Origin of the sequence: Candidatus Methylobacter favarea, assembly GCF_902806695.1 — a bacterium.
Classification (GTDB): domain Bacteria; phylum Pseudomonadota; class Gammaproteobacteria; order Methylococcales; family Methylomonadaceae; genus Methylobacter_B; species Methylobacter_B favarea.
Genome location: NZ_CADCXN010000051.1, coordinates 1 through 24,408, shown reverse-complemented (window position 1 = coordinate 24,408; position 24,408 = coordinate 1). Strand labels below are relative to the sequence as shown.

The following is a 24,408-nucleotide window of genomic DNA, read 5'->3' as shown; positions in this document are numbered from 1 at the left end:
TTAAAGTAACAAACGACGAATATCGCTTAAATATTGCTTTATTGCCGCCATAAAACGCGCGCCCTCTGCACCATCTATCACCCGATGGTCGTAGGTCAGATCCAGAGGCAGCATCAAGCGCGGCACAAATTCACTGCCATTCCAGAGGGGCTGCATTTTCGCCCGGGTAACGCCCAGAATAGCCACTTCAGGCGCATTCACGATGGGAGTAAAGGCCGTGCCGCCGATACCGCCAAGGCTGGAAATTGTCAGGCAGCCGCCTTGCATGTCGGCGGGCATCAGTTTGCCTTGCCGGGCTTTTTCACTTTTTTCAGCTAATTCAGCTGCGATTTCATTGATGCCTTTAGTGTTAACATTGCGTAATACCGGCACGACCAAACCATTGGGCGTATCAACCGCTATACCGATATTGAAGTATTTTTTCATAATCAGCTTTTCGCCATCGCCGGCCAAAGAAGAATTAAAGCTCGGAAACTTTTGCATGGCGGCAATTAAGGCCTTGACGATAAATATCAGTCCGGTAATTTTTGTCTCATCCTTGGCTTTTTCGGCATTAAGCGCATTACGAAATTTTTCCATTTCGGTAATGTCCACTTCTTCATGATAAGTGACCATTGGCAAGTTCAGCCAGATTCGGCTCATATTCTGGCCGGTGAGGCGTTTAATCTTGCTGAGTTTTTGTTCCTCAATCTCGCCAAACTGGGAAAAATCCACTACAGGTATGGCTGGAATTCCGCCACCGCTTGGCGCCGTGCCTTCAGCCATAACCCGCTTGACAAAGTTTTTTACATCGTCTTTTAAAATACGACCCTTGCGGCCGCTGCCGGTGCTTATTTTGCTTATATCAACACCCAGTTCGCGGGCAAAAAGCCGTACAGCGGGGGTAGCGTGAGCTGTCCTGACAGGACCGGATGCTATCATGGCCGGCTCAGGCGCCGGCTTAATTGTTGAAGGCGCAGGTGCCGGTGCTTTATTGACCGAAGGTTCAGGCGGAGTTTCTGTCGGAGCCGCAGGCTGTGCGGCGGACTCTTCAGGTTTTGCAGCGCCGGCCTTTTCCGTACCTGCTTCGAGGCCTGGTTTCGCCTCTGCCAGCACCGTAGCAATCAGTGACCCTTCTGATACTTTATCGCCAGGTTTTATGAAAACTTCCTGCACCGCGCCTGCGGCGCTGGATGGCAAATCCATGCTGGCCTTGTCAGTTTCCAGTGTCGCTATGGTCTGCTCCAGAGCGATCACATCACCGGGATGAATCGCTACCTCAACTACATCGATATCAGTAATATTACCTACATCAGGAACTTTAATTTCAACTAAAGCAGTCATAATTTCATTCCTTCCGTCAGATTAACCAGGGAGCTTTTGCATCGGCAGAGAGGCCGTATTTTGCAATCGCCGCGTCCACTTTAGCCGGCTCAAATTTACCCAGATCTGCAAGACTTTTGAGAGCTGCCACAGTTACATGAAAGCGGTCAACTTCAAAAAACCGCCGCAAATTTTCGCGGGTATCCGAACGGCCGAAGCCGTCAGTCCCCAATACCGTATAAGGCGCAGAGATATAGGCTCGAATTTGTTCTGCGAAGGCGCGTATATAGTCGCTTGCAGCGATTACCGGGCCATCGGCGTTGGCAAGACAGTGAGCCACATGTGATTGTCTTGGTGATTCAGCAGGATGAAGCCGGTTCCAGCGCTCACACGCTTGTCCATCCCGGGCCAATTCAGTAAAGCTGGGGCAACTCCATAAGTCAGCTTCCACGCCCCAGTCATTCCGCAGTAATTCAGCGGCAAACTCGACTTCGCGGAAAATTGTTCCCGAGCCCAATAACTGTACCCGCGGCGCTTTCTTTTTAGAAGCCTGGCGAAAACAATACATACCTTTAAGTATATTCAGTTCCATGCCCTTTGGCATCGCAGGATGGGAATAATTTTCGTTCATTACGGTGATGTAATAGAAAATATCTTCCTGATCAACATACATACGCCGCAAGCCATCCTGAATAATAACCGCCAGTTCATAGGCGTAGGCGGGATCATAGGATACACAATTAGGCACGGTAGTTGCCATTATATGGCTGTGTCCGTCTTCATGCTGGAGCCCTTCACCATTCAGAGTGGTTCTTCCAGCCGTACCGCCCATGAGAAAGCCCCGCGTGCGTTGATCAGCAGCGGCCCAGACAAGATCGCCGACGCGCTGAAAACCAAACATGGAATAATAAATAAAAAACGGGATCATCGGCACATTATGAGTTGAGTATGAGGTTCCGGCCGCAATCCAGTCGCAGAGGCCGCCCGCCTCATTGATTCCCTCCTGCAGCACCTGCCCGTGCTTGTCTTCCTTATAAAAGGTCAGCTGATCGGCATCCTGAGGCGTGTACAATTGTCCAAGCTGCGACCAGATTCCCAGTTGCCTGAACATGCCCTCCATACCAAAGGTGCGTGATTCGTCCGGAACAATAGGCACAACCCGTTTGCCGATATTCTTGTCTTTGATCAGGATATTAAGCAAGCGCACGAATGCCATAGTGGTTGAAATCTCGCGCCCCTCGCCGCTGGCTTCCAGCAATGCCTTGAAATCGCTTAATACCGGCACATTGAGAGCGTAAGATTTAGCTCTTCTGGCGGGTAAATGGCCGCCCAGATCGGCCCGGCGCTGACGCATATAAGCCAGTTCTTTTGAGCCTTCTGCAAAAGTCAGATAGGGCAGCTCTTGAATTTGCTCATCGGTTATCGGCAGTTCATAGCGGTCACGAAAGTGAGTCAGCGAGCTTTCGCTCATTTTCTTCTGCTGGTGCGTAATATTCTGAGCTTGCCCCGATTCTCCCATGCCATACCCTTTAATGGTTTTAGCCAGAATCACCGTAGGCTGCCCTTTATGATTTACTGCCGCATGATAGGCTGCATACACTTTGGCGGGATCATGCCCGCCCCGGTTTAGTTCCCAGATATCGCGGTCCGACCAGTCCGAGACCATGGCTTTTAGCTCCGGCGTATTAAAGAAGTGTTCGCGCACATACGCACCGTCTTTAGCTTTAAAAGTCTGATAATCTCCGTCAACGCAAGCCATCATGCGGGCAGCCAGAAGCCCGTCTTTATCCCGGGCCAGCAAGGCGTCCCAGCGTTGCCCCCAAATCACTTTTATTACATTCCAGCCGGCGCCGCGAAACTCGCTTTCCAGTTCCTGTATGATCTTGCCGTTACCGCGCACGGGGCCGTCCAGCCGCTGCAAATTACAGTTAATAACAAAAATAAGATTGTCCAGCCGTTCCCGTCCGGCCAGACCGATGGCGCCGAGCGATTCGGGTTCATCGGTTTCACCGTCGCCGATAAAGCTCCATACCTTGCGTTCTGAGGTATCGGCCAAACCACGATCCTGCAAATAACGCATGAAACGCGCCTGATAAATGGACATAATCGGCCCTAATCCCATAGATACAGTCGGGAACTGCCAAAATTCCTGCATCAACCAGGGGTGCGGATAAGAACATAAACCATTGCCATTAACTTCCTGACGGAAGTTATCCAGTTGTTTCAGGGTCAATCGCCCCAGCAGGAAGGCGCGGGAATAATCGCCCGGTGTTGTATGGCCCTGACTAAAGATCAGATCGCCTTCATGCTGATCTGAGGCAGCATGCCAAAAATGGTTATAACCGACATCATGCAGGGTTGCAGCTGAGGCAAAACTGGCGATATGGCCGCCCACATTGGTATGTTTATTGGCTCTTAACACCATTATCATGGCGTTCCAGCGCACATAAGAACGGATTTTGAGCTCGATCGTGGGGTTCCCCGGAAACTGGGCCTGTTGGTCAACAGGAATGGTATTGAGATAGGCCGTATTGGCGCTAAAGGGAATGTCAAATCCTGAATGCCGGGTCACGGCTACCAACTGCTCAATCAGAAAATGCGCACGCTCGCTGCCGTCATTCTCTAACACGGCTTGCAGCGCTTCAATCCACTCCCTGGTTTCTGCCGGATCGATGTCATTCTGTCCGGTAATTTCTGAAATTAAATTATTATTCATGGGCGATCCTGTTAAGACGGGCTGGCATAGCTTCAATTTATTAATTTTAAAATACAATTCAGTAATTGTAGCCCGACATTTACGGGGGCTTTTAAGACGAGCCAAAAACCGCAATACCGAAAATAAGGCTGGAAGCGTTCTGATTGAGCTTCCTAGTATATACAAATCAAGGGCTCATTACACCGGTTTAAATAAACGTGCGTGCACCATGAAGGGCGGGATTAAATTCCTTAAAATCGATTTATTCCTGCTTTTGGCTAAAAATGACAGATTTCTGCTCTGTTAAGGTGAATTTCACTGCTATACATTAACCATTGTTTCTGCCGTAAAATCTGTTTTCCGATATAATTTATTTTAATTTAACTGAGGATATTAAAGCATCATGTCGGAAATCAACAAAGTGGTCCTGGCTTATTCGGGGGGACTTGATACGTCCGTTATTTTAAAATGGTTACAGGACGTTTACGCCTGTGAAGTTGTCACCTTTACCGCTGATTTAGGTCAGGGCGAAGAAGTCGAGCCGGCGCGCGCCAAGGCAAAATCCCTGGGCATTAAAGAAATCTATATTGATGATTTACGTGAAGAGTTTGCGCGCGATTTCGTTTTTCCGATGTTTCGCGCCAATACGGTTTATGAGGGCGAATACCTGCTCGGCACTTCAATCGCTCGTCCTTTAATCGCCAAGCGGCTCATTGAAATTGCCAACGAGACAGGCGCTGCGGCCATTGCGCATGGCGCTACCGGCAAGGGTAATGACCAGGTGCGTTTTGAATTGGGCGCTTATGCCTTGCGCCCCGATATCCGGATTATTGCGCCGTGGCGCGAGTGGGATTTAACCTCGCGGCAAACCCTGCTCGCTTATGCCGAGAAACACGGCATTCCGGTTGAAATGAAAAAAGGCAAAGCTTCGCCTTATTCGATGGATGCGAATTTGCTGCATATCTCTTATGAAGGCCGTATTCTGGAAGATCCCTGGGCAGAGCCTGAAGAAGACATGTGGCGCTGGACTGTTTCGCCTGAAGCTGCACCGGATCAGGCAAGCTATTTGGAACTGACTTACAGTCAAGGTGATATAGTTGCAATTAATGATGCGGCTTATACGCCCGCAGAAGTCCTGGAGAAATTAAATAAAATTGCCGGTGACAACGGTATCGGTCGCCTGGATATTGTTGAAAATCGCTATGTTGGCATGAAATCCCGGGGCTGCTATGAAACGCCTGCCGGTACGGTTATGCTGAAAGCCCATCGCGCCATTGAATCGTTGACATTGGACCGGGAAGTAGCGCATTTGAAAGATGAATTAATGCCGCGCTATGCGTCCTTGATTTATAACGGCTACTGGTGGAGTCCTGAGCGAAAAATGTTGCAGCACATGATTGATGCCTCCCAGGAAAACGTTAACGGCAAGGTCAGACTGAAGCTTTATAAAGGTAATGTAATAATTGTCGGACGTGCCTCTGATGCAGACAGTCTGTTTGATGCAAGTATTGCAACGTTTGAGGATGATGGCGGTTCCTACAACCAGAAAGATGCTGAGGGTTTTATTAAATTAAATGCCTTAAGAATGCGCATAGCCGCTGCCAAACAATTGCGAAAATAAGACCAATAAAACACAGGACAAATATCACTAAACTTGTATAATCAGCACGAATGCCAGTTAAAGTGAAATTTTAAAAATAATGCTATTTAGCCGGTCCGGTTGATTATCATGAGCGTCTGGCTATCGGGAAGTAGATAATGAGCGATATAAATAAAAACAATTCAAAGATTGTCGAAACTCAGGGGGGGTTGCAAAGAATACCTTCGAATCAGGGATTGATGAAAATAAACAAACTGTTACTGACCATAGTCTTTTCATTGATGACCCTGGTTTTTATACTGGGCTTTTTAATTTTCCCCAGTCATGACTTCGCGAATAATTATAAAAAAAGCCGGACTTCTGAAGCCTATGCTGCCGGCATGAATCCGGTACTATCTTCTGAAGTTAATAATTTAAAAGGCCAGTTTATCGGTTTGATCAGCGGCTCAATTGAAAGTAAATTAAGGATTCTTGAAGAGAGTATTCGATCAGGTGCTGTTAATAATTCTTTGGGAACTCTTGAAGATTTGAAAAATGAGGTTAAGGTTCTGCGTTCTTATTCAGAGCCTGCTAAAAATGAAACAGTAAACCCTGCGAATGAGCAGCTCATGCAGGAAATGTCGGAATTAAAAAATCTCATTTATGTAACCCTGGCTTCTTGCGGGCTAATGCTGGCTGCAATTGCCGGTATCTGGATAAAAAATAGCAATTTATTACCTTATAAAAAAGTCAAAACCGGTTATTTGGGCAAGCATTGAGATAAATTATCAGCCTTGCATTTTCAAGCATAAAAAAAGCCGCCTCAAAGGCGGCTTTTTTTATGCTTGCGGTGTACGTTTATTTATTGCTTATATATTTGTACAATGCATCAAGCGCCAATTCTTCGGTGTAACCCGCTTTTTGAACTGCTTTGTTCTTCATAATCTCATCAATTGCTTTGGGCATACCGCCTTTGCCTTCTCTGATAACTTGTTCGAATTTTGCCCTGTCCAGAGTGCCTGCTTTAATGTTAGCAGTTAACTGGGGATTTGAAGCGATATCGTGGCAAGTACCGCAACCGCGACCAAAAGCACGCTCATAAATTTTTTTACCGATTTCAGTCTGTTCGTCAGCTACTGCTGATACGCTTAAAGCGATTAAAACAATACCTGTTAATGTACCTAGTGTTTTTTTCATAGTGACCTCTCTTGGTGATTAAAAAAAACTGTGTTTATTTTTTATAGTAAATACAGTTTAATTAAAAATTAAACTTCCTAAGAATATTGAATTTAACCAAAAATTACAATTTTTTTATAGAAAAACGTTTTTATTTTATATAAATAACATTATTAATTATTTCTGTGAATATTGGCTGAATTAGGGGAGTTATTTCCTTTGTATAAAATATATTGCTAGAAATACAGTATCGATAGGCGTTTTTATTTCTGATCTTAATTTGATCCGGTTATTAAAAGGTTATTTTTGCTGATCCTTTTTAACTGTAAAAATTTATGGGCATCTTTGAAAATTTAGCCCTTTCTATGCTACAGATGGTGAGAAGTAAAGGCACTGAAACGAGATAATAACAACAAATCCCCTGAATAGAGAATGACCTATGAAGCGCCGCTAACCACGATTATTCAATGTCGAACAAAGAGCCGGGCAACTGACCCCACTGGGCGCTCTCCTCTAGTTGGATTGAAAGCCCGTATAGACTGGGAAGCGTTAAGCCCTGAGCTCAAACGTGTGCGTGAAAAAGAAAGAAAAAGGCAGGCGGGCGCCAAGCCGTTCGAGGAGGTGTTGATGTTCAGGAATTGGGCACTACAATAATTGCACTATTTATCGGATGAAGGCCGTATATCCCATCCGTGATCAGTTCAATTTCATGCGTTTTTCGGGTTTGCAGTTAGAAGATCAAGTGCCTGATTCGAAAGCGGTCTGGACGTTTCGTGACGCGATCAAGGGCACGAGCTTATGGCCTAGACGCAGTTCCTGAAGCTATGGACCAAGATTTTAGCAGGTTCCGCGGCGATGAGTATGCCATGCAATAAGCTCAAAATTACTGATAGCGCTTTCTGCTTTTGACGATTAAACACTTAACCGCTTTTTTGTTTTTGACTGCATCAATGCCGTCGGCAATTTGCTTTCTGGCTGCATCCGTTTCGATCTGGCCTGTTTCCGGGGTATAACCTTAAGCCAAGAGTTTTTTCTTTTCCTGCAAGCCGGTACTTAAGCCGGAATTATTTTGAGCCGTTGGGGTTGATTAAAAGAAATATGACTTTTTTATTGGCTAGCTTATCAGGTAAAGGTTTTGCATTTTTGCAGGGGTATTTAAAAGCATTTAGGTGGTAATTAAAAGCATTAGTGACTATCTCCTTTCAGTTAATGGCACTTACCCCACAACAGCTGATGTCAACGTACCCTATTGCACTTCACTGGACAATAAAAAAGCCGCTATCCCTTGTGGAATGCGGCTTTTGGGGACTTTGTTGAATCTGTTTGAATCGTTAATTGGTGGAGGCGGGGGGAATTGAACCCCCGTCCGCAAGTACTCCGCCATAAGGTCTACATGCTTATCCCGCTCTTTGATTTAGCTAATGACTACCCGTCGGGCCAAGAAAATCATCAGCGATTCCGTAAGGTTTTAGCGCATCCACACCGGACGGATTTCAGCGCGATCTTATGTAATATGACCTCTGAGCGTTCTTTCTACCCCGAGAGGTATAGGAACTCCACCCGCATAAGCACAGATGGTCAAAGGAATGGTGCTGTTTTTAAGCAGCTAAAGCCATTGAGTAGTTTTCGTCGTTTGCGAATACTTAAGTTTCAGTAGATTTTACGAGGTGTACTGTCCTCGGCATGCACTTAAGGTTTTGCTACCCACGTCGAAGCCATGTCGCCCCCTTAAGGTATATTTTACACGATAAGGCTATTTATTTCTATGAAAGTTCACACTCCTTTAAGAATTTTATAAAAAATGGCATGGCTAAGAGTGAATTCATTAGTTTAAATAAAGCCCCATTTGCAAGTATTTACTTATTTCCCTGTTATTTTTAATACATAACTAAATTGCGGTTTCTCGCGTTTGAGTAAGCTTAAATCTGTTATAATAATTTTTGAATCAAACAGGCAAACCCAGTGATGCCCACTCCCGCAGACCCTAGTCAACTCGCCATTAGCAAAACGCTCTAATAACTCCCAATCAATTAAAACTCAGTGAATTTAAAACATATCAGAAATTTTTCCATTATCGCGCATATCGATCATGGTAAATCGACGCTTGCTGACCGTTTTATTCAACTATGCGGCGGCCTGAGTGCAAGGGAAATGTCCGCGCAGGTGCTGGATTCCATGGATATTGAAAAAGAACGCGGCATTACCATTAAAGCACAAAGTGTTACGCTGGATTTTAAGGCTAAAGACGGTGAAACCTATCAGCTAAATTTCATCGATACGCCCGGACATGTTGATTTCTCTTATGAAGTATCCCGCTCATTAGCTGCCTGTGAAGGCGCACTGCTGGTCGTCGATGCAGCGCAGGGCGTGGAGGCGCAAAGTGTGGCAAACTGCTATACGGCAATAGAGCAAGGGCTGGAAGTGGTTCCGGTGCTGAATAAAATCGACTTGCCTTCCGCCGAGCCTGAACGCGTGCTCACTGAAATAGAAGATGTGATTGGCATTCCCGCTGATGAGGCGTTAATGATAAGCGCCAAAACCGGCCTGGGTGTAGCGGCTGTGCTGGAGCAATTGGTTATTAAAGTGCCGCCGCCTCAAGGCAATATTGCCGGGCCGCTGCAGGCGCTGATTATTGATTCCTGGTTTGACAGCTATCTGGGCGTGGTGTCGTTGGTCAGGATTGTTCATGGCAGCATTAGAAGAAAGCAGAAGATTACCATCATGTCGACCGGCAAATCGTTTATTGCCGAAACAGTGGGGGTATTTACTCCAAAGCGTCTGGAAAAAGAGCTTTTAAATACCGGCGAAGTCGGGTATGTCGTAGCCGGAATCAAGGATATTTTCGGCGCCCCGGTAGGCGATACCATTACCTGGACAGACAAGCCTGCAGCGGAACAGCTTAAAGGCTTCCAACGAGTGCAGCCGCGGGTTTTCGCCGGCTTGTATCCGGTCAGTTCCGATGATTATGAAGACTTGCGAAGTGCCCTGAACAAGTTAAATCTGAATGATGCGGCTTTGCAATTTGAGCCGGAAACCTCTCAAGCGCTGGGTTTTGGTTTCCGCTGCGGCTTTCTCGGCATGCTGCATATGGAGATTGTGCAGGAGCGGCTGGAAAGAGAATATGATGTTGATCTGATCACTACCGCCCCTACCGTAATCTACGAGGTCGTCACTCAAAATGATCAGATCCTGATGGTGGATAATCCCGCCAAACTGCCCGATATAGGCACCATCAAGGAAATAAGGGAACCTATAATCCGCGCCAATATTCTGGTTCCCCAGGAGTATCTGGGCGGCGTTATCACGCTTTGCATTGAAAAGCGCGGCGTGCAGAAAGACATGCAATATGTGGGCAGACAGGTATCTCTGCATTATGAATTACCGCTGAGCGAGGTGGTGCTGGATTTCTTTGATCGCCTGAAATCCGTGAGCCGGGGCTTTGCATCATTTGATTATGAATTCCTGCGCTTTCAGGAAGCGGCGCTGGTCAAACTGGACGTCCTGATAAATAACGAAAAGGTTGATGCCCTCTCTGTTATTGTGCATCGCGATCTGAGCCATAATCGCGGCCGTGATCTGGTCGAAAAAATGAAAGACCTGATTCCACGGCAGATGTATGAGGTTGCGATTCAGGCGGCGATTGGCTCCAGGATTATCGCAAGGTCTACCGTTAAAGCGATGAGAAAAAATGTAACCGCTAAATGTTATGGCGGCGATATCAGCCGTAAGAAAAAACTGCTGGAAAAGCAAAAAGCTGGCAAGAAACGCATGAAGCAGGTCGGTAATATCGAGATTCCTCAAGAAGCGTTTCTTGCCGTATTACAGCTCAACAAAGAATAACCTGGATTCTTTTTTACTCACACGATACTTATAAATTATGGACTTTGATTTTTCCTTTTTTCTGTTGCTTGCAACTGTAGTTACGGGGGCAATTTGGGGCGGCTATCTGCTCATCCACAAATCTGCTACTGATGGACTTGCTGAAGAAAAAGAACCTTTGCTGGTAGAGTATGCACATTCTTTTTTCCCTATTGTACTGATTGTGTTATTGCTGCGCTCATTTTTAGCGGAACCCTTTCGAATTCCTTCAGGGTCGATGATGCCGACTTTACTGATAGGCGACTTTATTCTGGTTAATAAATTTACCTATGGCATACGCCTGCCGGTAATCAATAAAAAAGTGTTTGAACTGAATGAGCCCAAGCGCGGCGATATAGTCGTTTTTCGCTATCCTAAAGATCCTTCGGTCGATTATATTAAACGGGTTATCGGCTTGCCGGGCGACAAAGTGGTTTATGAAAATAAAAAGCTTTATATCAATGACGTGCCTGTTAATCAGGTTTCATTAGGCCGCTATCAGGGTCTGGGCCAAGGTCAGGAAATGACCGGAGCAGAACATCTGGTGGAAGATTTAACGGGTATTGAACACAGCATTCTGATCAGGGATGGAATGCCCTCAGGCCAATTCGTGTATGTAGTGCCGGCAGGAAACTATTTTGTCATGGGCGACAATCGTGATAACAGCAACGATAGTCGCTATTGGGGGACGGTTCCTGAAGAAAATCTGGTCGGCAAGGCTTTTTTTATCTGGATGAGTTGGGACTGGGAACATAAAGGTATTGGCCTTGATCGGATTGGTACGGTGCTTAAATAAGCTACACTTTATGGACACTGCACTGAACTGTCCGGAGACAAAATGAACATATCGCCTGAGCGTCAACAGGGCTTAACCTTAATCTCAATCACTTTTATACTCGGCCTGATCGCCTTTTTTACCCTATTGGTTCTCAAGATAGCGCCGATTTATCTGGATCACAGCAAAGTAGCCAATGCGCTGGCTGCGCTTGAAAAATCCACGGATATTGAAACGAAAACCGAATACGAAGTCAGGGACAGTCTGAATAAGCGTTTCAACATAAATTACGTCTATGATGTCACTCAGGACGATATCAAAGTCACCAAACACGGCAATTATCTTAAAGTGGTCATTGAGTATGAAGTGGTTAAAAAAATTGTCGGCAATTTAAGTGTCCTGGTCGAATTTAAAGATTTTATCGAGGTTGGTCAGGAGTGATAAGAAATCCTGAGGTTTTATGCAAAAAGCTGGGATTGGCATTTAATAATCCTGAGCTTTTTACTATTGCCTTAACGCATCGAAGCGCAGGCGCAAATAATAATGAGCGTCTGGAATTTTTGGGTGATTCAATTTTAGGTTTTGTTATCGCCCAGAAACTGTATAAGTTATTCCCGAAGGCAGGTGAAGGCGTTTTAAGCCGGTTACGGGCCAGCCTCGTAAATGAAGAATCGCTGGCAGGCTTAGCCAGACAGCATCAATTGGGCGATTATTTACGGCTGGGTTTAGGGGAACTTAAAAGTGGTGGATGTCGTCGTGATTCCATTCTCTCCGATGCGCTGGAGGCTGTTATGGGGGCGCTATTCATTGATCAGGGCATAGCTGCTTGTCAGCAATGGATTGAGCATATATTTGCGGAAAAACTGCAAAGCTTGTCACTGGATAACTGGCAGAAAGACCCAAAAACCCAGTTACAGGAATTAATGCAATCCAAAAAACTGGATTTGCCGGATTATGTTTTACAGACTATGTCAGGGCTTGCGCATGAACAAACATTTAAAGTTAAATGCACAGTTCCTCTGACAAGTGAAACTTGTATTGGCGTAGGGGTTTCCAGAAAAAAAGCCGAACAGTCGGCGGCAGAGCAAATGCTTGAATTATTGAACAAGGACAGCAAATGAATTGCGGTTTTGTTGCCTTGATAGGACGTCCGAATGTGGGCAAATCCACATTGATGAATCATTTGCTAAAGCAGAAAATCAGCATTACCTCTCGTAAGCCGCAAACGACGCGGCATCGGATTCTGGGCATCAATACCACCGAAGCAGGACAGGCTGTCTATATGGATACGCCCGGCATGCATAAAAACGAGAAAAAAGCCCTGAACCGGTATTTAAACAGGACAGCAGAGACTACATTGCAGGGTGTTGATGTAATAGTCTGGTTAATAGATGGGCTATCCTGGCATGAGTATGATGAAGCTATCTTTAAAAAACTGGAGCAGGCAGGCTTGCCGGTTATTCTGGCGGTCAACAAAGTCGATAAGGTAAAGGACAAGGATGCCATTCTCAGGTTTTTTGCCGAAGCGCGGCATCGCTTTCCTTTTGAACATTTAATCCCCATTTCGGCCCTGAAAAAAACCAATCTCGAGCAACTTGAAAGTTTGATATTCGAGCTTTTGCCGGAGAGTGGACTGATCTATCCTGAAGATCAGATTACCGACCGGCCTGAGCGCTTTCTGGCGGCTGAAATTATCAGGGAAAAACTGACTCGGCGCCTGGGCGATGAGCTGCCTTATGAATTAACGGTCGAGATTGAACGCTATGAAGAAAAATTCGGCATCACTAAAATATACGCGATTATCTGGGTGGAGCGGCCTACTCAAAAAAATATCGTTATTGGCAAACAAGGGGAAATGCTGAAAAAAGTCGGTACTGATGCCCGGCATGATATAGAAAAGCTGATTGGCCAAAAAGTTTATTTGCAGCTTTGGGTTAAAGTTAAAAAAGGCTGGTCAGACAATGAGCGAGCCTTACAGAGTCTGGGCTTTAATGACTGATACGGCCGTTTATTTACAGCCTGCCTTTATTTTACAGCACCGGAAATACCGCGAAACCAGCCTGATTATCGATGTCCTAACGCGGGATTTTGGCAGGATTTCGCTGCTGGCAAAAGGTGTAAGAAAAGCAAAATCTAAAACAGCGGGACTATTACAGCCTTTCCTCCCTTTGGCCATTTCCTATATTGGCAAGGGAGAGTTAAAGACGCTGACTGATGTTGAAGTAATGCAGCCATTCCCTGAATTAAAAGGGCTAGGACTCTATTGCGGTTTTTATATTAACGAATTGATTGGGCTTTTTCTGCACAAATACGATCCTCACCCGGAAGTATTTGCTTATTACGAAGCATGTCTGTCCCGTCTATCCGATTCTTCAAAAATAGAGGCGGCCTTACGAATTTTTGAGCTTGACCTAATGGATAATATTGGCTACGGATTGCAATTAAAGCAGGCTGCCGGTAATAAAAAGCCGATAAATCCTTCCAAACACTATGCATTCAACATAGAGCAAGGGCCGATTGAAGATGAAAACGGCCTTTTTTCCGGAAAGACTTTACAGGCCATAAGCGCGCGGGATTTAACCGATGCTCACGTGCTGGCCGAAGCTAAAATACTGATGAGAGCAGCCATCGATACTCATTTACAGGGTAAACCGCTTAAAAGCCGGACAGTCATCCATAACATGGTAAAGCACACGAAAAATGAATAAAAAGCATATTTTACTGGGCGTCAATATAGATCATGTTGCCACCTTGAGACAGGCCAGAGGCACCCGTTATCCCGAGCCTGTACAGGCAGCGCTCATTGCCGAACAGGCCGGCGCCGATAGCATCACGGCGCACTTGCGCGAAGATCGCCGCCATATTCAGGATCGAGATATTTTTTTATTAAAAGAGATGATTCATACCCGCCTGAATATGGAAATGGCGGTAACCGATGAAATGATCGGCATAGCAACAGAAGTAAAACCTCAGGCCTGCTGCCTGGTGCCCGAAAAACGCGAAGAATTGACAACCGAAGGCGGCCTGGATGTGGCCGGGAATTTGCCCCGGTTGCAATGGGCCTGTGACAAGCTCTCTGCAGCGGGGGTTGAAGTGTCATTATTTATAGCGCCTGAACAGGCCCAGATTGATGCGGCTATAAAAGCGGGAGCGCCTGTTGTTGAATTCCACACCGGCCGTTATGCTGAGGTAAAAACACTGCAGCTTCAAGCTGAAGAACTGGAACGCATCCGGCAGGCGGCCCGTTACGCGCATAGTGCAGGCCTGCAGGTCAATGCAGGACATGGCTTGCATTTTTATAATGTTGAAGCAATATGTACAATATCTGAAATAGTCGAGCTTAATATCGGCCATTCGATCATCGCCCAAGCCCTGTTTTCAGGCTTGGCCCAAGCCGTGAAGGAGTTAAAGCAGCTTATGAGAAATGCAAGATTGCCGCAAAATTCGTACTGAAAAATCTGTGGAGCTGGAATTTTATCAATTCACTTCGCCAGGCGACCGTGAGACTAATCAGGATTATATGACTTATATCATTGACGACGCTTATGCTCTGTTCGTCGTGGCCGATGGTTTAGGCGGGCATCAAGCCGGAGAAAAAGCGTCATGGTTTTTTTGCCAAGGATTGCGGGATGTGGCGCCAACCTATAGCAAATGGATGGCCCATAATCCCGTCAAAACTTTTTCAGCCTGGATCGATGATGCTGTCGACGAAATGAGAAGATTATTTGCTGATGACAGATTAGCCATTAAAGCCCATACAACCTGTGCAGCTCTTTATATTGATGAACAATTTGTAGTAACTGCGCACTGCGGGGATTCGCGCATATACAGAATGAACCCACAGCAGATTTTATGGCGGACACGGGATCATTCGATTCCGCAGCAATTATTAAATGAAGGCCTGATTACGGAGCAGGATATAGCCCTGCATCCTGAACAAAATAAAGTAACGCGCAGCATTAATGTGCGAAAAAAGCATGAGCCGGAAATTAATCTGCACCCTGCTCTTGAAAAAGGCGAAACTTTTATTATCTGCAGCGACGGATTTTGGGCCTATGTCAAACAACGGGATCTGTTGCAATTATCGCAATTAAGCAGTGCTAAAACTGATTTGGATAAACTGGCGCGGTTACTGGTTTTACGTGCCCAGGGGAAAAGCGACAATATTACCGTCCAATGGATAAGATGCCATTAAATACTTAACCGTTATAGGCTGATTAGTGAGCAGCCAAGCCGTATTTCTGCATGCGGTATAACAGGGTATCCCTCGATAAACCCAGTAATTTAGCGGATTTGCTCCGGTTGCCTTTAGTTCGGCTTAGAGCCTGATGAATTAAATCGGCTTCCAGGGAATCAAGCCGGAGGCCCGTTTCCGGCAGGGTAAATTCTTTTTCATCAGAGATATGGCTGTAGCAGCAAAATTCATGGGGAAGATTTTCCGGTTCAATGATTCTTCCGGCAAATAGAATACTGAGTCTTTCGCATAAATTGCGCAGTTCACGAATATTGCCGGGCCACTTGTAGGTTTTTAGCGTCTTTAAAGCCTGACGGCTGAATTTAGGCGCAGTAATTGAATGCTTCTTCTCGAACATAGCCATAAAGTGTTTAATCAAATGTTCAATATCTTCCTTACGTTGCGATAAAGGCGGCAATTCCAGAGGCACGACATTTAACCGGAAGAACAGGTCGCGCCTGAATTCACCGGCAGCAATTTGGCTAATCAGGTCAGAGTTGGTGGCAGCAATAATGCGTACATCAACTTTATAGGGATGAATATTTCCAACGCCCAGGCACTCGCCAGAATCCAGAAATCGCAATAATTTTGCCTGGATTGAAACAGGTAATGAATTGATTTCATCAAGAAACAAAGTGCCGCCGTCCGCTGCCTGAAAAAGGCCCGGAGTGTTAGCATTCGCCCCGGTGAATGAACCCTTTTTATGGCCAAATAATTCCGATTCTATCAGGCTTTCAGGCAATGCAGCGCAATTAAGGGTTATAAATACTTTATTGGCTCGCAAACTTTCTTTTTGAATAGCTGTGGCGAGCACTTCTTTACCGGTGCCTGTTTCTCCCTTAATCAAAACAGTTACATCGGTAGCGGCAACCATTTTGGCGCTGCGAATCAGAGAATCCAATGCCGGAGATTGCCCCATGATCGAATTAAAACAATCCATATCTGCCTCGTTAATGATTACTTAAATGCGTAGTAAATGCCATGGGGTTAAGCCAGGGCAGCGCGGCTAATACAGCCAGGGCCAGCATAAAAAGACCAATGCCCTGTTTAAAGTGCTGCATTCTGGATAGCCTCGTTAATATGCCAGTCATTATACCGACTCCCATAACAGCCGGTAAAGTTCCCAAGCCGAAAGCCAGCATGGTCAGGGCGCTTGTGCTGATCGATCCTGCCGTTACTGCGAGGGTTAAAGCCGCATATACCAGGCCACAAGGCAGCCAGCCCCAAACCATGCCAAAAAAATAAGCGTGGGTACGGTTTTTTACAGGTATAAGCTTACGGCCGTAAGGTTCAATTATTTTCCAAAAGTAAATTCCGGCTTTTTCTATATAAGCGAAGCGGGGAAACCAGCCGGCGATATAAAGCCCGGCGCCAGCCATGATTGCGGCTGATAGTAATTGCAGTATTCTGTGACCCTGCATTTCTCCCAGAGGCAGGGTTATTAACGGTTCAATAATCCCGACTAAAGCCCCGGCCAGGGTGTAGCTGGTTATGCGCCCGAAGTTGTAATTAAATACAAACGGCAGTAGCCGGGCTTTGTTATTCCGTATTTCCGGACTGAGACTTAACGTTAGCGTGCCGATAATTGAACCGCACATGCCTATGCAATGCATGCTGCTGATCAGGCCCATCATAAAGGCGACTAAATACGAGGCAGTAAAGGAGGGATCAAGCACCATAAGTACCGGCCATTACCACAGCTAGGAAGCTACTGAAATTGCAAAAGAATTTGTTGCTGAATTTTTTCAGCCGTTTCTCTGCGGTTATCAGCGTCGCGGATAGGCCGGCCGACAACAATATAATCAGCCCCATTCTGGAAGGCCCTCTCCACGCTGACTATACGTTTCTGATCGTCATCTTCGCGATTATCAACCGGTCTGATGCCAGGGGTAATGACCAATAGGCGATGATCCAGTTCTGCTCTTAGCAGAGGGACTTCAAGTCCGGATGAAACAACGCCGTCACAGCCGATTTGCAAGGCTCTCCTGGCGCGGGATAAAACCAGATCCCTGACCTCGCATTTAAAGCCCAACTCATCAAGATCACCGCGATCCAGGCTGGTTAAGGCTGTAACGGCCAAAACTTTTAGCTCACCTTTTTCTTTAACTGCGGCCTCCATAATGGCATCATTGCCATGGATAGTTGCAAAATTAACGCCTTTACTGCTTAAGGCTTTAATGGCTCGGCCTACTGTGGCTGGCACATCAAAAAACTTCAAATCGACAAAAACTTTTTTATTACGGCGTTTTAACCATTCAATAAACTCGAAATATCCTCCTGACATGAACAGTTCCATGCCGACCTTATAAAAAATTACTGACTCATCGAGCTCTTCCACTAATGCCTGCGCTTTTGGGATGCTGCAAACGTCCAATGCCATAATTAGCCGCTCACGCACGAAAACGGGGTTGGTTGAGATAAAAGGCACAGTCATATTATGATTATAAAGGGGTTGTTTAATGTTTGACTTAAAATGAAAATCGGCTGCCGGTTCAGCGTATGGCATTGTAAACGCAGACTGTAGAACATAGCCATGATAACAGACCCAATGAAGATATTGAAAAAGCAGGCATGTACTTCAAAAGATAGGCTCCAGCCTCGTTGATCCGGATTTATTGGGCTCTAGTTAAATCCTGGGTTGGGCGGATCGATTCCCCTGCGAAGTATGAAGTATAAAGATAGCCAATTAAAAATACCAAAACCCAATAAATCCTAGCTTATCCTGCCGTGGCATTGTTTATATTTTTTTCCTGAGCCGCAGGGACAGGGATTGTTACGGCCAATTTTCTTTTCGTGCCTGATATAAGGCTGCTCTACCGCTGGCGCTTCAGAAGCAGGCTGAGATGACTCCTGTTCCTCCAGAGCTGGCGCCTGGGCATGCTCAAAATGCATTTCTTTAGAGGTCTTTCTTTGTTCATCTATGACCTCTACGTCTTGTTCCTGCCTGACTTGAACTTTAAACAGAATCCCTATCACTTCATATTTGATATGTTCGAGCAGATGCGTAAACATTTCGAAAGCTTCACGCTTGTATTCCTGTTTGGGATCTTTTTGCGCATAACCTCTAAAATGGATACCCTGTCGTAAATAATCCATTGCCGCCAGATGTTCTTTCCAGCTGTTATCCAGCACCTGCAACATCACCGACTTTTCAAAATGCTGTAATACCTCTTTAGTAAGCTGGCGTTCCTTATCTTTATGGTTCTGTTCCAGAATATCGATAACGCGTGTGCGGAGAGATTCTTCTTGCAGGGAATGATCTTCATCAAGCATTTTGGCCAACGGAATCTTGACATTAAACTCCTGGTGCAGATGTTCTTCCAGACCCTTAATATTCCATTGCTCGATCATGGTTTTGGGCGGAATATACTGGGTAATCAGATTGTTTACGACATCTCTACGGATTGCGGTAATAATATCGGAAATTTCTTTCGCCGCCATCAGCTCATTGCGCTGGGCATAGATTACTTTACGCTGGTCATTGGCGACGTCATCATAAGCAAGAATTTCTTTACGGATATCAAAGTTGCGGCCTTCGACCTTGCGCTGGGCATTTTCAATTGATCGGGTTACCCACGGATGTTCGATGGCCTCTCCATTTCCCATGCCCAGTTTTTGCATTAAGCCGGCGACCCGATCTGAGGCAAAAATTCGCATCAGGTCATCTTGCAAGGACAAGTAAAAACGTGTTGAGCCAGGGTCGCCCTGCCGCCCCGACCGGCCTCTTAACTGATTATCAATACGCCGTGATTCATGGCGCTCTGAGCCGATTACATGCAAACCGCCATTGGCAACCACCTGATTATGCCTGTCCAGCCAGGCCCCGCGTATTTTTTCCTTTTCCTCTTCACTGGCCTCCTCTCCCAAGGCAGCTAATTCGGCATCAAGATTACCGCCGAGCACGATATCGGTACCGCGTCCCGCCATGTTAGTGGCGATGGTTACTGCGCTAGGCATCCCTGCCTGCTGGATAATATGGGCCTCGCGCTCATGCTGCTTGGCGTTGAGCACTTCATGCCTGATATCCAGTTTTTTCAATAAAGCAGAAAGCCGCTCCGAATTTTCAATCGAGGTGGTGCCTACCAGAACGGGCTGGCCTCGCTGTACGCAGTCCTTTATATCCTCGGCAACGGCAGTGTATTTCTCATCTGCCGTAAGGTAAACCACATCACCGAAATCTTTACGGATCATGGGACGATGGGTAGGAATTACCACCACTTCAAGACCGTAAATCTTGTTAAGTTCAAAAGCTTCCGTATCAGCAGTCCCGGTCATTCCGGACAGTTTGTCATACAAGCGGAAATAGTTCTGGAAAGTAATTGAGGCCAGCGTCTGGTTTTCGTTCTGAATGGGAACATGCTCCTTGGCTTCAATGGCTTGATGCAGACCCTCCGACCAGCGGCGTCCCGGCATTACCCGGCCGGTGAATTCATCAACGATAATAACTTCGTTATTCGCGACGATATAGTCCACATCTTTTTTGAACAGTACGTGCCCGCGCAATGAAGCAGTGAGATAATGCATCAGGCGAATATTAGAGGCTTCATACAGACTGCTTCCTTCAGCCATCAAGCCATGCTCAACCATCAAGCGCTCAACCCGCTCATGGCCTTCTTCAGTTAAATACAACTGCCGAACCTTTTCATCAACCGTATAATCTCCCGGCTGACCTTCTTTTTCCTGTTTGGTCAGGAAGGGTATGATTTTATTAACTTTAGTATAAATTTCGGTATTTTCTTCAGTAGGCCCGGAGATAATCAGCGGCGTTCTGGCTTCGTCAATAAGAATGGAATCTACCTCATCAACAATGGCAAAGCTCAAATCCCGCTGAACCTTCTGCTCCAGACTAAACGCCATATTGTCGCGCAGATAATCAAAACCAAATTCGTTGTTCGTCCCGTAGGTAATGTCTGACGCATAAGCCACACGTCTTGCATCGCTTTCCATCTGGCTAATAATTACTCCGGTAGTCATGCCCAGGAAACTGTAAAGCCTGCCCATCCATTCAGAGTCGCGCTTGGCCAGGTAGTCATTAACGGTAACCACATGGACGCCCAAGCCAGGCAAGGCATTCAAATAAGCAGCCAATGTTGCCATCAGGGTTTTACCCTCGCCGGTTTTCATTTCAGCAATCTTGCCGTCATGAAGAATCATGCCGCCTATAAGCTGTACGTCAAAATGACGCATACCAAAAACTCTTGTAGAAGCTTCTCTGACTGTCGCAAAAGCCTCGGGGATCAGGTTATTCAGCTTTTCACCCTGAGCCAGACGCTCACGGAACTCCTGAGTTTTTGTTTTTAACACGTCATCCGATAATTTTTCGTACGCCGAAGCTAATGCGTTGATCTTTTTAACCAGCTTGCCCTTTTTCTTTATAAGCCTGTCGTTACGGCTTCCTACAACTAATCTAACCAGCTTGCCCAGCATGCTTTCTTCCGGTGTTGAATTAAGTAAATGATTGAATCAAAATGCATGATTATATACCGTCTCATGTATTAGTTACAGATAAACGTCCTTCTTTTGCGATATACATCTTTGGCTTTAATAAAGACTATTAAAATCCACACCCTTGGGATACCGCTGACGATCGCAGATTGTTAGCAGGAGTTTGTTTCGCGCAGAATTTGCTTTAAAAATGGAACGGTTAATTTGCGCTTTGCCACTAACGAGGCTCGATCCAGTTTTTCCAGTAAATCCCATAAAGAAGGCAGGTCCCTGTCAGAATGAGTAAGCAGGAAATTTCCAACTTGCGGGGAAATCTCAAAGCCCAGTTGATCGGCTTTGAAAATTAATGCAGCGATCCGGTCAGTATCGGCTAAAACCTGTATTTTTAACGATAACCCCCAATTAAGACGAGTTTTCAGATCGGCTAATTGAATGGCTATTTCAATGGCTGCAACCGACGATGACATAATAAGTTTGTGGCTGTAATCGCGATGCTGATTAAAAAAATTAAAAAACGCCTGCTCCCACTCAGGATTACCTGCTATTTTCTCAATATTGTCCAGACAAACCAGCTCATAATTATCTAGCCCGCTTAATATGATTGGATCAGGTAGCGCTGCCGAAAAATCGAAATAGAAAGACCTCTGGTTTTGACTTTGCGCGTCACGGCAACAGGCTTGTAATAAATGGCTTTTGCCCTGGCCGGATTTGCCCCAGAGAAAAATTTGCTGCTCGCCAACGCCCGCGATGCAGTTTTGTAAATGAGTGACTATTTCCTGATTGGTCCCAGGGAAAAAATTATTAAAAGTTTGATTTGCCCTGAATTCAAAGTGTAAGGGAAGTTGTTCGGCCATCGTCAACTACGTGTTTCTGCAAACAGCACATATAATGTTGAGCCCAGAAAAAGCATCAAGCTGAGCATGATTTCCAATAAAGCATATAGGCGTTCACTTGGATTAGCATAGGCTTCTACAGAACCGTGTAGAAAATAGATAAGGCTAATATAGGCAGCCCATGCACAACTCTTAGGCTTACAGTTTAGTAAACCTCGCATGGGCAATAATAACGGCGTGACCGTGATTAATAAAATCAATGCAACAGGGAATTTGGAAAGCGGCGTTAGAAGGGTGTTCCATAACATTAATAAGGCAAACAGCCCGAAAAAACCTGCCAAAGCAAGGTAATGATAATAGATTGGCTTTATTTTCATGAATTCTATTTCGAGCCTGCTTTTAAAAGGAGCGCGGTTTTGGCCAGGCGAGATCCCAAGGCCCGGCACAAGGTTTTTTCCTGATCAGTTAGTCCCATGTGCTGTGAAGATAAGTGACTGGGGCCGTAGGGCGTGCCGCCTGACATTGTTTCATGTAAAGCAGTTTCAGTATAGGGCAAACCTATTATCAGCATGCCGTGGTGCAAAAGGGGCAGTATCATCGACAGTAAAGTGCTTTCTTGGCCGCCGTGCATGCTGCCCGTCGACGTAAATACCCCGGCCGGCTTACCTGATAGTACGCCTGAAAACCAGATTTCAGTGGTTTTATCGATAAAATATTTTAGCGGGGCCGCCATATTGCCAAAATGTGTTGGACTGCCTAACGCCAGGCCATCACATTTTTTTAAATCTTCAATGGTTGCGTAAATTGCGCCTTGGGCAGGAATGCTCTCGGCAATCTTTTCGCACACCGTAGAAACATCTGGAACGGTTCTAAGTATGGCTTCAACGCCGGCAATTGATTCAACCCCTCTGGCGATATAATTCGCCATTTCGGCTGTTGAACCATTGCGGGAGAAATACAGGATCAGGATTTTCGTCATACGGCGATTTTGAGAATTAAACCAAAATTATAAAATATCAAGTATATTTTCTGGCGGCCGTCCAATCGCTGCTTTGCCGTTAGCAATAACAATGGGCCGTTCAATTAATATAGGATACTTTACCATACCTTTAATTAAAGTCTGCCGATCCAGGTTTTCATCGCTTAAACCGCTGGTTTTATAGGCGGATTCTGTCTTGCGAATTAAATCACGAGGCTCCATATCCAGTTTTTGGAGAATATCATCCAGTTCCTGTGCATCGAGTGGCGTTTTAAGATATTCAATAACTTCCGGCTCAATGCCTTGTGCTCTTAACAGCTGCAATGTTTGACGAGATTTGCTGCAACGGGGATTGTGATAAATTTTTACCTGCATAATTCACATTTTCCTAAGCACAGGTTGAATAAAATAAAGAAGTTATAATAGCATTTTTAATAAAATTTAAGCTTTGATAAATGGAAGAGTAGTGACAAGATCAATAATCACCGATCGAATTAAGCAATACTGGATATTAGCACGATTTGACCGGCCCATCGGCATCTTGATTTTATTGTGGCCTGCATTATGGGCGCTCTGGATTGCCAGCCAGGGCAAACCCGACTTACTGGTGTTAATTGTTATTTGTTTAGGAGTTGTATTGATGCGGGCCGCCGGTTGCGTGATCAATGATTATGCTGATCGTAACTTTGATCCCCATGTAGAGCGCACCAAACAACGCCCTATTGCAGCTGGCAAAGTTAAACCCCAGGAAGCTTTGATCTTATTTACTATATTGTGCCTGTGTGCTTTTGGCCTGGTACTGTTGTTAAATGTATACACTATTATCTTATCCTTCGTGGCTGCATTTTTAGCAGCCAGTTATCCTTTTATGAAACGCTATACTCATTTGCCGCAAGCTTATCTGGGCATTTCCTTTGGCTGGGCGGTGCTAATGGCTTTTTCCGCGCAGCTTAACCATATTCCGGCTGTGGCGTGGATTATGTATTTGGCCGTTATATTATGGGCATTGGTTTATGACACCATGTATGCCATGGTAGATAAAGACGATGATATGAAGATAGGTATTAAATCAACCGCTATACTTTTTGGCGACAAAGAGCGGGAAATCATGGGAGCACTCCAGGTCATTATACTTGGATTAATGATTATCGTCGGGCAAATGCAACAACTGAATTGGCCTTATTATGTCGGCATTCTAGTAGCGGCAGTATTATCCGGGTATCAGCAAAAGTTGATTTTTCACCGGGTAAAACAGCTTTGTTTTAAAGCTTTTTTAAATAACAACTGGTTTGGATTGGCCATATTTGCGGGCTTAGTAATGGCTTATCTGGTTCCATAATTTTCACATGCTGAATTTTTACACCAAGCTATCGGAATTTTTCTCATACATAGGTCAGATAATTACTAGTAGATCGTTCCATTAATAGATTTACAGATTAGTCTAAAATAGCCATGATACTTATCCACCTAATGACGGAGGTGATCATGGCGGGAAAGACGAAACGCGCAGCACTGATATTGACGGACCACCA

Annotated in this window: 24 protein-coding genes and 1 other RNA gene; 13 read left to right on the top strand and 12 right to left on the bottom strand. The window is 45.4% G+C overall.

Features of this window, described 5'->3' with window-relative positions; translation table 11 throughout:
* Together HUX64_RS06515 and aceE are read right to left on the bottom strand one after the other, a co-directional pair.
* The gene (locus HUX64_RS06515; RefSeq protein WP_174625427.1) at window positions 1–1,323 is read right to left on the bottom strand and encodes a 2-oxo acid dehydrogenase subunit E2; all 1,323 of its coding nucleotides are present in this window, start codon (window positions 1,321–1,323) and stop codon (window positions 1–3) included.
* A 16-nt stretch (window positions 1,324–1,339) separates the two neighbouring features.
* Window positions 1,340–4,018, bottom strand: coding sequence for a pyruvate dehydrogenase (acetyl-transferring), homodimeric type (gene aceE / locus HUX64_RS06510; protein WP_174625426.1), 2,679 nt, complete (start codon window positions 4,016–4,018; stop codon window positions 1,340–1,342).
* A gap of 382 nt (window positions 4,019–4,400) precedes the next feature.
* Here aceE and HUX64_RS06505 point away from each other — a divergent pair, with 382 nt between their 5' ends.
* Both HUX64_RS06505 and HUX64_RS06500 read left to right on the top strand, forming a co-directional pair.
* A complete protein-coding gene (locus HUX64_RS06505; protein ID WP_174625425.1) occupies window positions 4,401–5,618 on the top strand; it encodes an argininosuccinate synthase in 1,218 nt (405 codons plus the stop codon).
* A 137-nt stretch (window positions 5,619–5,755) separates the two neighbouring features.
* Window positions 5,756–6,355: a hypothetical protein gene (locus HUX64_RS06500; RefSeq protein ID WP_174625424.1), complete on the top strand. Its 600-nt coding sequence runs from the start codon at window positions 5,756–5,758 to the stop codon at window positions 6,353–6,355.
* A gap of 79 nt (window positions 6,356–6,434) precedes the next feature.
* Here HUX64_RS06500 and HUX64_RS06495 read toward each other — a convergent pair whose 3' ends face one another.
* Window positions 6,435–6,773 (bottom strand): c-type cytochrome, encoded by a 339-nt coding sequence (locus HUX64_RS06495; RefSeq protein ID WP_174625423.1) that lies wholly within the window; start codon window positions 6,771–6,773, stop codon window positions 6,435–6,437.
* Window positions 6,774–7,184: 411 nt separating this feature from the next.
* Here HUX64_RS06495 and HUX64_RS06490 point away from each other — a divergent pair, with 411 nt between their 5' ends.
* Window positions 7,185–7,406 (top strand): hypothetical protein, encoded by a 222-nt coding sequence (locus HUX64_RS06490; protein ID WP_174625422.1) that lies wholly within the window; start codon window positions 7,185–7,187, stop codon window positions 7,404–7,406.
* A gap of 16 nt (window positions 7,407–7,422) precedes the next feature.
* Entirely contained in the window at window positions 7,423–7,572 is a 150-nt protein-coding gene (locus HUX64_RS20380) for a transposase (protein WP_174625421.1), read from the top strand.
* A 516-nt stretch (window positions 7,573–8,088) separates the two neighbouring features.
* On the opposite strand, the gene ssrA is transcribed toward HUX64_RS20380, so the two are convergent.
* Window positions 8,089–8,480, bottom strand: a transfer-messenger RNA (tmRNA) gene (gene ssrA / locus HUX64_RS06480).
* A 312-nt stretch (window positions 8,481–8,792) separates the two neighbouring features.
* Here ssrA and lepA point away from each other — a divergent pair.
* From lepA to HUX64_RS06440, 8 genes are read left to right on the top strand one after another with little or no spacing between them, the layout of a single operon-like run.
* On the top strand, window positions 8,793–10,592 hold the full coding sequence (gene lepA / locus HUX64_RS06475; RefSeq protein ID WP_174625420.1) for a translation elongation factor 4: 1,800 nt from the start codon (window positions 8,793–8,795) through the stop codon (window positions 10,590–10,592).
* Between the two features lie 37 nt (window positions 10,593–10,629).
* Window positions 10,630–11,406, top strand: coding sequence for a signal peptidase I (gene lepB, locus HUX64_RS06470; RefSeq protein WP_174625419.1), 777 nt, complete (start codon window positions 10,630–10,632; stop codon window positions 11,404–11,406).
* A 42-nt stretch (window positions 11,407–11,448) separates the two neighbouring features.
* Window positions 11,449–11,826 (top strand): DUF4845 domain-containing protein, encoded by a 378-nt coding sequence (locus HUX64_RS06465; protein WP_174625418.1) that lies wholly within the window; start codon window positions 11,449–11,451, stop codon window positions 11,824–11,826.
* Complete coding sequence (gene rnc / locus HUX64_RS06460; RefSeq protein WP_174625417.1) at window positions 11,823–12,506, top strand: ribonuclease III; 684 nt, start codon at window positions 11,823–11,825, stop codon at window positions 12,504–12,506. Before HUX64_RS06465 ends, rnc begins: the two co-directional genes overlap by 4 nt.
* Window positions 12,503–13,384 carry a GTPase Era gene (era, locus tag HUX64_RS06455; RefSeq protein WP_174625416.1) on the top strand — a complete coding sequence of 294 codons (882 nt, stop codon included), beginning with the start codon at window positions 12,503–12,505 and terminating at the stop codon, window positions 13,382–13,384. Before rnc ends, era begins: the two co-directional genes overlap by 4 nt.
* Window positions 13,347–14,093 carry a DNA repair protein RecO gene (gene recO, locus HUX64_RS06450; protein ID WP_246246932.1) on the top strand — a complete coding sequence of 249 codons (747 nt, stop codon included), beginning with the start codon at window positions 13,347–13,349 and terminating at the stop codon, window positions 14,091–14,093. Before era ends, recO begins: the two co-directional genes overlap by 38 nt.
* On the top strand, window positions 14,086–14,838 hold the full coding sequence (pdxJ, locus tag HUX64_RS06445; RefSeq protein WP_174625414.1) for a pyridoxine 5'-phosphate synthase: 753 nt from the start codon (window positions 14,086–14,088) through the stop codon (window positions 14,836–14,838). Before recO ends, pdxJ begins: the two co-directional genes overlap by 8 nt.
* On the top strand, window positions 14,810–15,580 hold the full coding sequence (locus tag HUX64_RS06440; RefSeq protein WP_246246931.1) for a PP2C family protein-serine/threonine phosphatase: 771 nt from the start codon (window positions 14,810–14,812) through the stop codon (window positions 15,578–15,580). Before pdxJ ends, HUX64_RS06440 begins: the two co-directional genes overlap by 29 nt.
* A 22-nt stretch (window positions 15,581–15,602) precedes the next feature.
* On the opposite strand, the gene HUX64_RS06435 is transcribed toward HUX64_RS06440, so the two are convergent.
* The 8 genes from HUX64_RS06435 to arsC all read right to left on the bottom strand — a co-directional run bounded on the left by HUX64_RS06435 (window position 15,603) and on the right by arsC (window position 23,251).
* Complete coding sequence (locus tag HUX64_RS06435) at window positions 15,603–16,559, bottom strand: sigma-54 interaction domain-containing protein (protein WP_174625413.1); 957 nt, start codon at window positions 16,557–16,559, stop codon at window positions 15,603–15,605.
* A 10-nt stretch (window positions 16,560–16,569) separates the two neighbouring features.
* Window positions 16,570–17,298 (bottom strand): sulfite exporter TauE/SafE family protein, encoded by a 729-nt coding sequence (locus HUX64_RS06430; protein WP_174625412.1) that lies wholly within the window; start codon window positions 17,296–17,298, stop codon window positions 16,570–16,572.
* A 29-nt stretch (window positions 17,299–17,327) separates the two neighbouring features.
* Window positions 17,328–18,053, bottom strand: a complete 726-nt coding sequence (pyrF, locus tag HUX64_RS06425) for an orotidine-5'-phosphate decarboxylase (RefSeq protein WP_425484247.1) — start codon at window positions 18,051–18,053, stop codon at window positions 17,328–17,330.
* 278 nt (window positions 18,054–18,331) lie between these two features.
* Window positions 18,332–21,046: a preprotein translocase subunit SecA gene (gene secA / locus HUX64_RS06420; RefSeq protein WP_174625411.1), complete on the bottom strand. Its 2,715-nt coding sequence runs from the start codon at window positions 21,044–21,046 to the stop codon at window positions 18,332–18,334.
* 170 nt (window positions 21,047–21,216) lie between these two features.
* Window positions 21,217–21,918 (bottom strand): DnaA regulatory inactivator Hda, encoded by a 702-nt coding sequence (hda, locus tag HUX64_RS06415; RefSeq protein WP_174625410.1) that lies wholly within the window; start codon window positions 21,916–21,918, stop codon window positions 21,217–21,219.
* Window positions 21,919–21,920: 2 nt separating this feature from the next.
* On the bottom strand, window positions 21,921–22,274 hold the full coding sequence (locus HUX64_RS06410; RefSeq protein WP_174625409.1) for a DUF2069 domain-containing protein: 354 nt from the start codon (window positions 22,272–22,274) through the stop codon (window positions 21,921–21,923).
* 5 nt (window positions 22,275–22,279) lie between these two features.
* Window positions 22,280–22,876: an NAD(P)H:quinone oxidoreductase gene (gene wrbA, locus HUX64_RS06405; RefSeq protein ID WP_174625408.1), complete on the bottom strand. Its 597-nt coding sequence runs from the start codon at window positions 22,874–22,876 to the stop codon at window positions 22,280–22,282.
* 27 nt (window positions 22,877–22,903) lie between these two features.
* The gene (gene arsC, locus HUX64_RS06400) at window positions 22,904–23,251 is read right to left on the bottom strand and encodes an arsenate reductase (glutaredoxin) (protein WP_174625407.1); all 348 of its coding nucleotides are present in this window, start codon (window positions 23,249–23,251) and stop codon (window positions 22,904–22,906) included.
* A gap of 91 nt (window positions 23,252–23,342) precedes the next feature.
* Here arsC and ubiA point away from each other — a divergent pair, with 91 nt between their 5' ends.
* Window positions 23,343–24,215, top strand: coding sequence for a 4-hydroxybenzoate octaprenyltransferase (gene ubiA, locus HUX64_RS06395; RefSeq protein ID WP_246246930.1), 873 nt, complete (start codon window positions 23,343–23,345; stop codon window positions 24,213–24,215).
* The last annotated feature ends 193 nt before the right edge of the window (window positions 24,216–24,408 follow it).